The following is a 13,380-nucleotide window of genomic DNA, read 5'->3' as shown; positions in this document are numbered from 1 at the left end:
ACCCTTCGCAGGGTTGAGCGCAAACCCTCCGCAGGATTGAGCGGACTCTGCGCGGGGAGTAACCGGACCGGACGCCCAGGGAGGTCAGGCGGCCGCGGGCCGTGGGAGACGCGTGGTGCGTTTCTCCGCGGCGCGCGCGCCGCGTACCGCGAGAGGCAGGGCCCACGCCGCGGCGATCATGTCCCAGGCCATCTTGTCGATGGAGAGGCGGTTGTGCACGAAGCCGACCGACAGACCCATGCGCGGCTCGGCCCAGCCGAACGACCCGCCCAGGCCGATATGGCCGAATCCGGTCCGGGCGCCGGGGATCGGCAGCGAGTGATAGCCGAGGTGCCACATCATCGGGATGTAGAACAGGCCGTGGTCGAGCCGGAAGCTCTCGATGTGCCGCAGCGCGCCGATCGTGCGCGCGGACAGGTACCGGCGCCCCGCCACCATGCCGTCACAGGCGAGCGCGCCGTACATCGCCGCCAGGCCCTCGGCGGTGCAGACACCGTTGCCCGCGGCGAGTTGAGTGCCGAGAATCGGCGGGTCCTCGCCCTCCAGCAGTCCCTCCAGGCCGGGCAGGAACAGCGAGCGCGCCGCGGCGCCGGCGGCGCCCGGAATCCCGTAGGCACGGCCGAGGAACAGCGCGCTCGCGGGCGCTCCGACGAGCGCGAGCCGGGACCCGGCCAGGGTGGCGACCGTGGTCGGCGCGCCCGCCGGCGGGCGACCGAGGTGGATGCCGTCGACGCCCAGCGGCTCGGCGACCTCGGTGCGGAACAGTTCGGCCATGGTGTGGCCGGTGACCGCGCGGGCCAGGCCCGCCAGCAGCCAGCCGAAAGTGAGCGCGTGATAGGTCGGGGTGCCGCGCAGCGCGTCGGGCGCGGCCGCGGCCAGCCGCTGCTGCATGAGGTCGTGGTCCAGCACCTCGGTCAGACCGCCCGCGATGGACGGCAGCCCGGACAGTCCGGCGCGGTGGGTCAGCAAGTGCCGCACCGTGATCCGGTCCTTCCCGGCCGCGCCGAACTCCGGCCAGTACTCGGCGACGGGCGCGGCGTAGTCGATCAGCCCGCGGTCGGCGAGACGGTGAATGACCGTTGCCGCAATGCCTTTCGTCGCGGAGAAGACGATCGCGCCGGTGTCGTGGGTCCACGGCTCGGTGGCGGAGGCGCCGCCGTGCCAGATGTCCACCAACGGCTCGCCGTGGCGGTGCACCGCCAGCGCCCCGCCGGCGCCGTTCCGGTCGCCGACGAAGCGCGAAAACGCGCGGACCAGCGGCTCGAACCCGACAGCCGCGTGCCCGGACACCCCGGCGGGCAGCTCCGCGGGTTCGAAGGAAAAAGCCACTCTACTCACACGTTTACGGTACGGCGGCATACCGCACACGGCAATGCCGTTGTCCGAGTGATGATTTCCCGTCACCGGACCGCTATCCGGCGCGATGCGGCGGCGTACCCGCCGGTCCTGCGGGTTTTCGCCGAGTCGGCGTGGTTGCCGGGCCATTTCTGGCTATCGTGGGTTATGCGATCGTTGCGGTCACTGGCGCTCGTTCTGCTCGCCGTAGCACTGGCGGGCGCCTGTTCGCGGTCCGGATCGCCCGTCGCCGCCCCGATGGACCGCGCGCTGATCGGCGACTGGCAGGGCAGCCTGCCGGTCCCGGACGCGCCGCTGCCGCTGGGCGTGCGGTTCACCGCCGACGGCGCCACCGTCTCGGTGCCCGTCCAAGGAATCCACGACCGGCCGTTACGGGACGTGACCAGCACTCCCAGCGATGTCCGGTTCACCATCCCCGGCCTGCCCGGCGACCCGTCCTTCGCCGGGCGCTACGACCGGGGCAGCGACTCGATCACCGGCACGTTCACCCAGTCCGGCCAGCCGCTGCCCCTGACTCTGGGCCGCGGCACGGTGCCCGAGGCGCCGCGACCGCAGGAGCCGCGGCCCCCATACCCCTACCGCTCGGAGGACGTCTCCTATCGCAGCGGCCCGGTGACGATCGCGGGCACGCTCACTCTGCCCGCCGCGCCGGGACCGTATCCGGCCGTCGTCCTGATCAGCGGCAGCGGCGCGCAGAACCGCGACGAGGAACTGCTGGGCCACAAACCGTTCCTGCTGCTGTCGGACACCCTGACCCGCGCCGGATACGCCGTCCTGCGCACCGACGACCGCGGGGTCGGCGGCACGAGCGGCTCGCTCACCCGGTCCACCTACAACGATCTGGCCGGCGACGTGGGGGCCGGGATGGATTTCCTGCGCGCCCGGCCCGATATCGACAAGGCCCGCATCGGCCTGCTGGGCCACAGTGAGGGCGGCTATCTCGGGCCGCTGGTGGCGTCCCGGCCCGGCAGCGGCGTCGCCTTCGTGATCATGATGGCCGGTCCCGCCGCGACCGGCGCCGACGTGCTGCTGGCGCAGAACTGGATCGCGCTGGACACGCGCGGCGCCTCGGCGGCGGAGAAAAGCGATCAGATCGGGTTCATCAGCACGCTCACCACGCTGATCCGCACCGGCGACACCGAGGCGGTGCGGCGCTACCTCACCGACCGCAATACGCAGCTCCCGCCGGAGAAGCAGCTCTCGCCGGAGGAGATCGACGAGTTCACCGGCACGTACTTCTCCTCGCTGGTCACCTACGACCCGGCCCCGGCGCTGTCGGCCCTGCGCATGCCGGTCCTGGCGTTCTACGGCGGCAAGGATCACCAGGTCCCGCCCGACCAGAGCGCACCGCTGGCCCAGCAGTACCTGTCCGCCGACCCCGACGCCGACGTCCACGTCTTCGACGGCCTCAACCACCTCATGCAACCCGCCGGCACCGGCAGTCCTGCCGAATATCCGGCCATCGAGACCACCATCGCCCCGGAGGTCCTCGACTACGTCACCGCCTGGCTGACCCGGCGGATCCCCCCGGCTCGGTAGGGCCGGACGCGAGGACCGCGAAGGAGTGGGCGGGAACCGTTGTGGCCGTGGCGGTCCGGCGGACGGGCTCCCAGACCAGGAGCGTATCGCCGATGACGGGCAGGGTGGCCGGGGCGGGTGACAGGTTGCAAAGGATGTGAATGGTGTTGCGGTGCAGGATTATCCACCGGGAGTCCTCGTCGAATTCGACGGCGAGCCGCGGAAGCCAGGGATCGGTGAGGTCGGGGTGGGCACGCCGGAGAGCCAGCAGGTCCCGGTAACAGGACAGCAGACGGGCGGACTCCGGCTCCGACAGCTCGGACCAGTCGATCTTCGAGGCGTGGAAGGTCGCGGGATCCTGCGGATCGGGGATATCGCCCGCGGGCCAGCCGTGCTCGGCGAATTCGGCGCGACGCCCCGCGGCGACGGCCGCGGCGAGTTCGGGTTCGGAGTGTGCCGTGAAGTACCGGAACGGCGTGCGCGCACCCCACTCCTCGCCCATGAACAGCATCGGCGTGTACGGGGACAGCAGGGCCAGAACGGCTTTCACGGCCAGCTGGCCGGACGTGAGCGAGGCGGAGGGCCGGTCGCCGAGGGCGCGGTTGCCGATCTGGTCGTGATTGCAGGTGTAGGCCAGCAGTGCATCGGCCGGAATCACCTCGGTATCCAAGGGACGCCCGTGCGTGCGGCCGCGGAAGCTGGAATACGTCGCGGCATGGAAGAATCCGCGACCCATGGTCTCCGCGAGACACCGCATGGACCCGAAATCCCCGTAGTAGCCCTGCCTTTCACCGGACACCGCGGCGTGGATGGCGTGGTGCAGGTCGTCGTTCCACTGCCCGTCCAGGCCGTACCCGCCGACGGCGCGCGGCGTGATCAGCCGGGGATCGTTCAGGTCGCTCTCGGCGATGAGGGTGAGCGGGCGGCCCAGCTGCGCCGAGAGCGCGGCGGTATCGATCGACAGCTGCTCCAGCAGCGGGATGGCGCGGCTGTCGGCGAGTGCGTGCACGGCGTCCAGGCGCAGCGCGTCGATGTGGAATTCGGCGAACCACCGCAGCGCGTTGCCGATGACGTACGCGCGCACCTCGTCCGAGCCGGGACCGTCGAGGTTGAGGCGCTGCCCCCACGTGCTGTGCCCGTCGCCGAGATACGGGCCGAATCGGGGCAGGTAGTTCCCGGACGGCCCGAGGTGGTTGTAGACGACGTCCAGCGCCACCGCCAGCCCCCGCCCGTGGCAGGCGTCCACGAACCGCCGCAGCCCGTCCGGCCCGCCGTATGCCTCGTGCACCGCGTACCACAGCACCCCGTCGTAGCCCCAGTTCCAGGCCCCGTTGAACGCGTTGACCGGCATCAGCTCGACCGTCGTGACACCGAGTTCCACCAGGTGATCGAGCCGCCCGACCGCGGCGTCGAAGGTCCCCTCCGGCGTGAACGTGCCGATATGCAGCTCGTAGAACACCGACCCCGCCAGCTGCCGCCCGGTCCACCCGGCATCGGTCCAGTCCGCCGGGTCCGGCCGGTACAGCGCCGACCTCCCGTGCACGCCGTCCGGCTGCCGGGGCGAGCGCGGATCCGGCAGCACGGCCGGATCGTCGTCGAGCAGGAACCCGTACCGCGCGCCCGGCCCCGCCTCGACCTCGGCCCGCCACCATCCCCGCAGGTCGCGCGCCATCGGATGCACCGCGCCGTCCACCTCGCACCGCACCCGCCGCGCCCGCGGCGCCCACACCTCGAACCCGGCCATCGCCCCAGCATCCCACGCATGATCAGCCCGACTGCCGGGCGACACTGGGAATGGCAACACGCATGATCAGCCCGCCCGCCGGGCGACACCGGGGAATGGCAACACGCATGATCAGCCCGACTGCCGGGCGACACCGGGGAATGGCAGCACGCGTGATCAGCCCGTCCGCTGGGCAACTCCGCGCTACTCCACCAGAAATCAGGGTGACCTCAGGGTGGTGGCGGGGGTGACTCGTTGTCAGAGTGGTGGGGTGGGTATCTACAGCGAACAGGTGCTGCCGCGCATCGTCGACAAGACCTGCGGCCTCGCCGTCAACGCACGGCTGCGGGAGCGGGTGTGCGCCGGGCTGAGCGGCCGCGTGGTGGAGATCGGCTTCGGCTCCGGCCACAACGTGCCGTACTACCCGGCCGCAGTCCGGTCGGTCACCGCGGTGGAACCGGCCGATACGGGCTGGAAGCTGGCGGCGAAGCGGCTGGCGCGGGCCACCGTGCCGGTGGAGCGGTCCGGTCTCGACGGCCAGTCACTCCCCTTCCCCGACAACAGCTTCGACGCCGCACTGTCGACCTGGACGCTGTGCACCATCCCCGATGTCGACGCCGCGCTGACCGAGCTGCGGCGAGTCCTGGTGCCCGGCGGGGTGTTCCACTTCGTCGAGCACGGCCTCGCGCCCGACGCCGCGGTGCAGGTGTGGCAGCACCGCCTGAATCCGGTGCAGAAGGCCCTCTTCGGCGGCTGCCACCTGAACCGCGATATCGCATCGGTCATCGAGGGCGCGGGATTCACCCTCCGCGAGCTGGACCGGTTCTACGAGGAGTCCGCGCCGAAGGCGTTCGCCTCGCACTACCTCGGCGTCGCCGTCTCCCCCTGACCGCGGCCACCGGCGGCCGAGTACTCCTGTTCCGGCCGTCCGGTGCTGCCGTACCGCAACTGCATGCGCAGCGCGCCCGCCGCGACGAGATTCGCCAGATAGCGCTGCGCCGTCGCCCGGGAGACGCCGGTCGCCGACGACACCTCGGCGGCCGACATCGGCGTATCCGACCCCCGGACCGCTTGCAGCACAAGGTCTTTGGTCGGCGATGCCGGTGCGGCGGCCGACGCGACCGGACCGGCGGGCCGCAGCGCCTCCACCGCGGCGTCGATATCGCGGGCGGTGACGACCGGCGCCGAGAGCAGGCGGCGGTAGCGCGCGTACCCGGCCAGCCGCGTCGCGAGCGCGGCGTGGTCGAACGGCTTCACCAGATAGCCCAGCGCGCCCGCGGCCAGCGCCGAGCGCACCGTCTCGGCCTCGGTCGCCGCGGTGAGCATCATCGCGTCGAATCCGATCTCGCGCACCAGGTCCAGGCCCGAACCGTCGGGGAGGTACACGTCGACCAGCGCGAGATCGAAGGCCGACGCGGCGATCGCCGAGCGGGCCGCCGCGAGCGTGGTGGCCCTGCCGCCGACCGCGAATCCCGGTAGTGCCGAGACGATTCCGGCGTGCAGATCCGCCACCCGGAAGTCGTCGTCGACGACCAGCACGCTCAGATCGGTTGTGCCCATACGGCTTCTCCCTCCACCAGGACCCCGGGCAGCCGGGCGATGAACTCCGCCCCGCGCAGCGGCGCCGCACCGCCGCCCGGACTCGACAACACCACATCCCCGCCCAGCGCCCGCGCGACCTGACGCGACAACGCCAGCCCGACGCCCCGCCCGCCCGGCACGCCGTTGTCCGGCCGCGTCGAAACGCCTTCCGCGAACACGGATTCCACGATGCCCGGCGCGACCCCGGAACCGCTGTCGATCACGGTGATGTGCAGTGTCTGCCCCTCTTGCACCAGCTCGACCTCCACCAGCTTCGCGCCGTCGGCGGGTGCGGTGCGGGCCGCCTCGAGGGCGTTGTCGAGCAGGTTGCCCAGCACCGTCGTGACATCCACGGGCACCGCGAGATTCCCGTCGACCCAGGTATTGGGCCCGAGGCGGAGTTCGACACCACTCTCGCGGGCATGGGCGGCCTTGGCGGCCAGGAACGCCTGAAGATACGGATCGTGCACGGCGTCCATGCCCGCAAGGGCGGCGCCGAGCGGGCCCGAGCCGAGGAGTTCGTCGATGTACTGCGCCGCCTCCTCGGAGCGGCCGCCGTGCAGCAGGCCGCTGAGCAGGTGCAGGCGGTTGGCGAACTCGTGCCGCTGCGCGCGCAGGACCGTACTCATCGACCGCACCGCGTCCAGCTGGCGGGTCAGCGATTCCACGTCGGTGCGGTCGCGCACGCTCAGGACCGCGCCCAGTTCGCGACCGTCGCGGCTGACGGTGCGGGCGGTGACGACCACCAGCCGGTCGCCCACCGCGGCCGGGACCGGAACCCCGTCGGCCGCCCGGAAGACCTCCAGAACCCTTGGCGTCAAACCGATCTCGTCCACCGGCCGCCCGCTCGCGCCGTCGATGCCGAGCAGCCGCCGCGCCTCGTCGTTGACGACCGTGAGGCGCCACCGGCTGTCGGCGGCGACCACGCCCTCCCCGATTCCGTGCAGGACGGCGGCCTGTTCGCGCACCAGCTCCGCCAGTTCCGACGGTTCGAGGCCGAGGGTGAGCCCGTGCCAGCGCCGGGCCAGCAGCACCGATCCGATGACCCCGGCCACCAGCGCCGCCGCCGCGAACAGCGCGGCCCGGCCGAGATCCCGCAGCAACTGCTCGCGCACGGCCGCCGTGGAGATCCCGACGCTGACCTCCCCGACCACGCTCTCCCCGTCGGGCCGCAGCACCGGCACCTTGGCCCGCACCGATTCGCCCAGCGTGCCGCGCTCCTGGATCATCACCTCCGACCCGCCCAGCGCCGCCGACGGATCGGTGCTGACCATCTCCCCCAGCCGCGTCGCGTCCGGATGGGCCAGCCGGATCCCCGCGTCGTCGGTGATCACGACGTACAGCGCGCCCGTGCGGCGGCGGGTCTCCTCGGCGATCCGCTCGAGCTGCCCGCCGGCGAGTTCGTCCGGGCCGGGCGGCACGGTTGCCAATGTGTAGCGAGAGGTTTCCGAGCGCACCTCGGGGTCGGCGGCGACGGTGCGGGCGATGGCCAGCGCCCGCTGCCCGTACTCGCCGGACAGGCGTTGTTGCCCCACATGAGCGAACACGCCGAACGCGATACCCAGCGTCAGCGCGACGAGCACGACCTGCAGCAACACGATCTGTGTCCGCAACCGCAGCACGCGGCCGAACACGTTCATCACCGCTTGTTCTACACGCTCGAGCTAAATGATCACAACCCCGCCGCCGAATTTGCGCACCGGATGCGCGGCCGCGGGTCAGTCCACCGTCCAGAGCCGCAGCTTCTCCGGATTCCGGATCGCCCAGATGCGGGTGATCCGGCCGTCGGCGATATCGAAGGCGTAGACCGACACGATGTCGTCGCCGACCCGGGCGACCAGGCCGGGCAGGCCGTTCACCGTGCGCTCGAGCAGCGTCGTCTCCGGGGCCGCGGACGCGATTCTCAGCCAGGTGCGGGCGATCTCCGCGCCGCCGAGGATCGGGTGCAGGAAGGCCGGGGCCAGGCCGCCGCTGTCGGCCGTCGCGACGGCCTGCGGATCCAGCAGGCCGATCAGCGCCTCGATATCCCTTGCCTCCCAGGCTCTTTTGAAATCCTTCACGACCTCCGCGCGCTGCGCCGAGGGCTCCCGCGAGGTGCGGATGCGGCGGCGCGCGGAGGAGGCGAGCTGGCGGCAGGCCGCCGGCGTGCGCCCGACGATGTCCGCGACCTCGGCGAAGGAGTAGCGGAAGACGTCGTGCAGGACGAACGCCACCCGCTCGGCGGGCGTCATGGCGTCCAGGACCACGAGGAAGGCCATACTGATCGACTCGTCGAGGGTGACGCGGTCCGCGGGATCGGCCGGGGCGGGCCCGCCGAGCCACTCCGCCCCGTCCGGCACCGGCTCCGGAATCCATTCGCCCACATAGCGTTCCCGCCGGGCACGCGCCGAGCCGAGCAGATCGAGGCAGATGCGGCTGGCGACCGTCGTGAACCACCCGCCCGGCGACGCCACCTCCCGCCGCTGTTCCTCCGACAACGCATACCAGCGCGCATAGGTCTCCTGCACCACGTCCTCGGCCTCGGCCAGCGAGCCGAGCAGCCGATAGGCGAGGTTGATCAGCTGGCGGCGTTCGCCGATCACCGGACTCGGGTCGGTCATCGCGGCTCCTTCGGGTCGGTACGGTCTCGATGTATAGACGACACGGCGACCCGAAGTGTGAGGCGGGCTATTTCCTCTTCAATCCGTCCAGGGCCGCGCGGGCCCGGGATTCGGCGATGGGGGCGAGGTCGTCGCGGTTCACCGGAGCCTCGCCCTGGGCGCGCAGGACGGCGACTTCGACGCGGACCGAGGCGTTGCCGTCCTGGGCGCCGACGATGTAGGTCATGCCGTTGCCGGTGGGTGTCGCGGACATGTGCCAGAAGGCCTGGGCGCCGAGTCCGGTGACGTCGCCGGAGGCGCGGCCGGGCCCGGTGGAGGCGGTGTCGGTCTGCTTCCACGTGTCGTAGGCGGGCGCGGTGGTGGCGCCGGTGATCGTGGCCTCGAGACTGATTCCGGCCTCGTCGACGGTGGCGTCGTCGGGCAGGGTGGAGGGGCTGATGTAGCGGATCGCGCAATACAGGGTGCCGCCGTCGGCCGTGCTGGGCGGGTGTTCCTGATGCTGCGGAGCCTCCTTGGGCGTGGCGGACCAGCGCTGCAACGGCGTCGGGTCGACGAGGTCGCACGCATTGGCGATCCCGTCGATCGAATAGATCCCCGGCGCCGCCTCCCGGCGCGCCGCCGTCGTGGTGGGGACGGCCGGGGCCGGGACCTTGGACGGCGTGGGAGCGACGGACGAGGTCGGCGCGGCGGCGGATTCGCCGTCCGTGCGCAACGCGCCCAGCACCCGGCGGACCTGCGCTCTCGCGACCGAGTCGAGTTCGTCCCGGCTCACCACGGGCGACCCCTTCTCCCGCGTCAGCCCGACCTTGGCCCGTACCGAGACATTGCCGTCCTGCACCGTGACGGCGTGCGACATTTCCTTGACGAGGTCGCCGGTGATCTCGGAGTGCCAATGGGCCTGGGTTCCGAGGCCGCGGATCTCGCCCGATTCCTCCCCGGGTCCCGGTGTCGCGGTGTCGGCGTGTTTCCAGTGGTCGTAGAAGGGCGGCGCGGAACCGTTGGTGAACTTGGCCTCGACGATCATCCGGGCCCGGTTCATCGGGAACCTGTCGGTGGTCGAATTGGTATAGCCGATTTCGCATTTCAGCCCACCGGCGTCGTAGGCGGACGGCCGCGTCTCCTCGTGTTCGGGAGCGCCCTTCGGCGTGGACGACCATTTCGCCAGCGGCGCCGGATCGACGAGTGCGCACGCGTCGGTGACCGCGTCCATCGAATAGATCGGCGATCCGGCGGCCACCGCCGTACCCGATACCTCACCACCGTCGCCACACCCCGCGAGAACGGCGACCGCCACACCGGCGAGGATCAGCCCCGCCCTGCCCCTCGTACCCATCCCGCCACCCCTTCGATTCCACAACGGGCTCCCCCGCCGACCGTGCACTGCGAGCCGATCGTATTCCCGCCGAGCCGGAATCGCGCGAGGGATCTCGCCCTAACTCCCCGAGGGCGTCAGCACGATCCGGCCGAACACCGCCCCGCCGTCCATCGCCCGATGCGCCGCCACGGCCTGCTCCAGCGGCAGCACCTCGTGCACCACGGCCTCCAGTTCCCCGCGACCCGCGGCCTCGAACAGGTCCGCGATCGCGGCGCGCCACCCGTCCAGGGGCACGGTATCCGCGCTGAAGGTCGTGAACGACAACGACTTCCGGAATCCGGCGAACAGCTCCGTCCCGAAATCCGCCGGCGGATCGCCACCCATCACACCGATGACCACCATGCGGCCGTTCGGCTCCAGCCGCCGGAAGAACGAGGGCATCTCCGGACCGGCGACGATATCGATCACGACGTCGTACCCTGCGGGCGCGTCCGGTCCGTCGCCCGACCGGTCGAGCACATGCGTCGCGCCGAGCGCACGCAACCGATCTCCCCGCGCCGCCGACGACGTGGTCACCGCGACGACCCCCGCACCGCCGCGCGCCGCGAGCTGCACCGTCATGGTCCCCAATCCCCCGGCCGCACCGCGCACCAGCACCGATTCCCCGGGCGCGAACCGCGCGCGACGCAGAGCGAAATGCGCCACCATCCCCGAACTCCCGAGCGTCACCGCATCGGTGGCCGCCAGGCCCTCCGGCAACGGCACCAGCGTCGCGACCGGCGCCACCGCCCGCTCCGCATAGCCACCGCCCAGACCGGTGAACGCCCACACCCGCCGGCCGATCCACGAACCGTCGGCGCCGTCACCGGCCGCCTCCACGACGCCCGCGATCTCACTGCCGAGCACATGCCCGTCCCGGAATCCGTAAGCCGCGAGCGCGCCACCGCGGATGAGTGCGTCCACACCACCGACCCCGATCGCCTCGGTCCTGATCAGCACCTCCCCCGCGTCCGGAACGGGCACCGGAACATCGATGACCGCGAGCCCTTCCGGACGGCCGAACGCCTGCACTGCGACTGCCTTCATCACCATCTCCTGTGTCGTACGGATCTCGCCGGCCGACGCTAACGGACGCCCCCGTCCGTTTAGCTAAAGTGAGAGGCGTGCCCGACGGTTTCCCTCAGATGCTGCGATCCGATGCCCGCGACAACCGCGATCGCATCCTCGACGCCGCCCGCGCGGTCTTCGCCGCCGAGGGCCTGGATGCCCCCATGCGGGAGATCGCCCGCCGGGCCGGAGTCGGCCCCGCCACCCTCTACCGGCGCTTCCCGACCAAGGAACTGCTGGTCACCGAGGCATTCACGGATCAGATGCGCGCTTGCTACACCATCGTCGACGAGGGACTCGCCGACCCGGACCCGTGGCACGGCTTCCGCCTGGTGATCGAGCAACTGTGCGAACTGCACGCCCGCGACCGGGGCTTCACCGCGGCTCTCATGTCCACCTTCCCCACCACGCTGGATTTCACCGCCGATCGCGAGCAGGCGCTGCGCTCCCTGGCCCGGCTGACCCGCCGCGCCCGCGACACCGGCCACCTGCGCCCCGACGTCACATTCGACGACGTCCTGCTGGTCATCATGGCCAACAGCGGCCTCCGAACCTCCTCTCCCGCAGCGGGAATCGCGGCCTCCCGCCGCTTCGCCGCCCTCGCCCTCCAGGGCCTGCGCGCCGCCCCGGACGCCCTGCCGCTCCCCCCGCCGCCACGCTAGACGGACGGCAGGCCGAACCACGCACACGCGGCCCGCTCGAACGCCGCCCGATCGGGTGCGAGATCGCTTGCCCAGCAGACGATCCCGTCGGGCCGCACCAGCACCGCCCCGAACCCGAGGTCCTCGACGGCCGCCCCGGCCACATACCGAATCCGGCTCTCCCACCTCGTCGCCGAATCGCGCAGCCCGCGATCGGCGCCGAAATCGAGCAGGACGCCACGCCCGTCCGCCGTCAGATCACCCAGCCGTGTCCCGTCCTCGAGACAGAAGTGCGGGACAGCGCACCCCACCAGGGGGTGATCGCTACCGAGGTCGTAGCGGGTCGAGACCCCCGAGATCTGCCCGAACGCGTAGGTCGCCCCGTCCCGGGTCGAGAGCAGATCGCGGATCAGCCCCTGCAACGCCGGTGCGTGCGATCCGGGCCGCATGACCGCCACCTGCGCCCGCGACCAGTCGAGCACCCGCGCGCCGACCGGATGTCGCTCCCGGGTGTAGGTGTCGAGCAGCCCCTCCGGTGCGTCCCCCCGCACGACCGCCCCGAGCTTCCACCCGAGATTCATCGCGTCCCCGAGACCGAGATTGAGCCCCTGCCCGCCGAGCGGCGAATGAATATGGGCGGCATCGCCCGCGAGCAGGACGCGCCCCTGCCGATAGGTCGTCGCCTGCATCGCCCGATCGGTGAAACTCGAGGCGAAACGCACCTCGCTCAGCGTCACGTCGACACCGGACACGCGACGCAGCACCGTCTGGAGATGCTCCCGTGTCGGCGGCAGCGTGCGATCGAACGCCCCGCCGTCGAAATCCATCATCCCGAGGTGCCCGTCCAGCGACATCTGAATGTAGGCGCCCGTCGGCGTCGGATTGATCCCGAACTTCAGCTTCCCCGGATCGTCGAGCGTGCCCAGCACGACATAGCCGGTGAACTGCGGCTCGCTACCGACGAAGTCGAACCCCGCGAGTTTCCGCACCACGCTGTGCCCGCCGTCGCACCCGACCACCCACGTCGCCCCGTACGCCCGCTCGCCGGCGCGCACGACCACGCCGTCGCCCTCCTGCGCCACGGCCGACACCGCCGCGCCCCGCCGGATCTCCACGCCGAGTTCGGCGGCCCGCCCGGCCAGCACCGTCTCGACGGCCTCGAGGCTGGTCATCATGAAATTCCGTAGCGGACTCGGCAACCGGAACGGCAGCGCGGCGGCGTCGACATCGTCCGGATCCAGCGCGATCCCGGCGAAATGCCCGGCCATGCGCGGCGGCCGCGGCCCGGAATCATCCTCGATACCCGACGCCTTGAGCAGCTGCGGCAGCAGACCACGCCGAGCGAACGCCTCGATCGACGTCGCGGACAACCCCCGCCGCCCCAGCGGCGCCGCCCGCCACGGCGACACGGCCTCCGCCTCCCGCTCGAGCACCAGCACGGAAGCCCCCGCGAGCCCCAGCTCACACGCCAGCAACAGCCCGACCGGCCCCGCCCCCACGACCACAACATCGAATTCGTCCATGACCCCATGGTTTTCG

The 13,380-nt window shown here is 71.6% G+C and carries 11 protein-coding genes; 3 read left to right on the top strand and 8 right to left on the bottom strand.

Annotation, left to right across the window (positions count from 1 at the left end; genetic code table 11):
• Window positions 1-84 precede the first annotated feature (84 nt).
• Complete coding sequence (locus ON41_RS12270) at window positions 85-1,338, bottom strand: serine hydrolase domain-containing protein (RefSeq protein WP_040747738.1); 1,254 nt, start codon at window positions 1,336-1,338, stop codon at window positions 85-87.
• 165 nt (window positions 1,339-1,503) lie between these two features.
• On the opposite strand from ON41_RS12270, the gene ON41_RS12265 reads away from it, so the two are divergent.
• Window positions 1,504-2,895 carry an alpha/beta hydrolase family protein gene (locus ON41_RS12265; RefSeq protein ID WP_040747696.1) on the top strand — a complete coding sequence of 464 codons (1,392 nt, stop codon included), beginning with the start codon at window positions 1,504-1,506 and terminating at the stop codon, window positions 2,893-2,895.
• On the opposite strand, the gene treZ is transcribed toward ON41_RS12265, so the two are convergent.
• Window positions 2,855-4,618 carry a malto-oligosyltrehalose trehalohydrolase gene (treZ, locus tag ON41_RS12260; protein ID WP_040747695.1) on the bottom strand — a complete coding sequence of 588 codons (1,764 nt, stop codon included), beginning with the start codon at window positions 4,616-4,618 and terminating at the stop codon, window positions 2,855-2,857. The genes ON41_RS12265 and treZ overlap by 41 nt on opposite strands.
• A gap of 250 nt (window positions 4,619-4,868) precedes the next feature.
• On the opposite strand from treZ, the gene ON41_RS12255 reads away from it, so the two are divergent.
• Entirely contained in the window at window positions 4,869-5,486 is a 618-nt protein-coding gene (locus tag ON41_RS12255) for a class I SAM-dependent methyltransferase (protein WP_040747694.1), read from the top strand.
• Here ON41_RS12255 and ON41_RS12250 read toward each other — a convergent pair.
• From ON41_RS12250 to ON41_RS12230, 5 genes are all read right to left on the bottom strand, one after another.
• The gene (locus ON41_RS12250; protein ID WP_040747693.1) at window positions 5,459-6,157 is read right to left on the bottom strand and encodes a response regulator; all 699 of its coding nucleotides are present in this window, start codon (window positions 6,155-6,157) and stop codon (window positions 5,459-5,461) included. The two genes, ON41_RS12255 and ON41_RS12250, sit on opposite strands and share 28 nt — an antisense overlap.
• Window positions 6,139-7,818, bottom strand: a complete 1,680-nt coding sequence (locus ON41_RS12245; RefSeq protein ID WP_246461693.1) for a sensor histidine kinase — start codon at window positions 7,816-7,818, stop codon at window positions 6,139-6,141. Before ON41_RS12245 ends, ON41_RS12250 begins: the two co-directional genes overlap by 19 nt.
• A gap of 78 nt (window positions 7,819-7,896) precedes the next feature.
• Window positions 7,897-8,778 carry an RNA polymerase sigma factor SigJ gene (sigJ, locus tag ON41_RS12240; RefSeq protein ID WP_040747692.1) on the bottom strand — a complete coding sequence of 294 codons (882 nt, stop codon included), beginning with the start codon at window positions 8,776-8,778 and terminating at the stop codon, window positions 7,897-7,899.
• A gap of 67 nt (window positions 8,779-8,845) precedes the next feature.
• Window positions 8,846-10,111 (bottom strand): hypothetical protein, encoded by a 1,266-nt coding sequence (locus tag ON41_RS12235; protein ID WP_040747691.1) that lies wholly within the window; start codon window positions 10,109-10,111, stop codon window positions 8,846-8,848.
• 99 nt (window positions 10,112-10,210) lie between these two features.
• Window positions 10,211-11,179 (bottom strand): zinc-dependent alcohol dehydrogenase family protein, encoded by a 969-nt coding sequence (locus ON41_RS12230; protein WP_040747736.1) that lies wholly within the window; start codon window positions 11,177-11,179, stop codon window positions 10,211-10,213.
• A gap of 77 nt (window positions 11,180-11,256) precedes the next feature.
• Here ON41_RS12230 and ON41_RS12225 point away from each other — a divergent pair, with 77 nt between their 5' ends.
• Window positions 11,257-11,862 carry a TetR/AcrR family transcriptional regulator gene (locus ON41_RS12225; protein WP_246829511.1) on the top strand — a complete coding sequence of 202 codons (606 nt, stop codon included), beginning with the start codon at window positions 11,257-11,259 and terminating at the stop codon, window positions 11,860-11,862.
• Here the strand turns inward: ON41_RS12225 and ON41_RS12220 are convergent.
• Window positions 11,859-13,364 carry an FAD-dependent oxidoreductase gene (locus ON41_RS12220; protein ID WP_040747690.1) on the bottom strand — a complete coding sequence of 502 codons (1,506 nt, stop codon included), beginning with the start codon at window positions 13,362-13,364 and terminating at the stop codon, window positions 11,859-11,861. The two genes, ON41_RS12225 and ON41_RS12220, sit on opposite strands and share 4 nt — an antisense overlap.
• Between the last annotated feature and the right edge of the window lie 16 nt (window positions 13,365-13,380).

Source organism: Nocardia transvalensis NBRC 15921, from assembly GCF_000308875.1.
In the GTDB taxonomy this organism is placed as follows: Bacteria; Actinomycetota; Actinomycetes; order Mycobacteriales; family Mycobacteriaceae; genus Nocardia; species Nocardia transvalensis.
This window is presented reverse-complemented; position numbering and strand designations above follow the sequence as displayed.

Coding starts and splice junctions, on each gene's coding strand:
- ON41_RS12265 (WP_040747696.1), top strand. CDS start 1,504: ATGCGATCGTTGCGGTCACTGGCGCTCGTTCTGCTCGCCGTAGCACTG.
- treZ (WP_040747695.1), bottom strand. CDS start 4,618: ATGGCCGGGTTCGAGGTGTGGGCGCCGCGGGCGCGGCGGGTGCGGTGC.
- ON41_RS12250 (WP_040747693.1), bottom strand. CDS start 6,157: ATGGGCACAACCGATCTGAGCGTGCTGGTCGTCGACGACGACTTCCGG.
- ON41_RS12245 (WP_246461693.1), bottom strand. CDS start 7,818: ATGAACGTGTTCGGCCGCGTGCTGCGGTTGCGGACACAGATCGTGTTG.
- sigJ (WP_040747692.1), bottom strand. CDS start 8,778: ATGACCGACCCGAGTCCGGTGATCGGCGAACGCCGCCAGCTGATCAAC.
- ON41_RS12235 (WP_040747691.1), bottom strand. CDS start 10,111: ATGGGTACGAGGGGCAGGGCGGGGCTGATCCTCGCCGGTGTGGCGGTC.
- ON41_RS12230 (WP_040747736.1), bottom strand. CDS start 11,179: ATGAAGGCAGTCGCAGTGCAGGCGTTCGGCCGTCCGGAAGGGCTCGCG.
- ON41_RS12220 (WP_040747690.1), bottom strand. CDS start 13,364: ATGGACGAATTCGATGTTGTGGTCGTGGGGGCGGGGCCGGTCGGGCTG.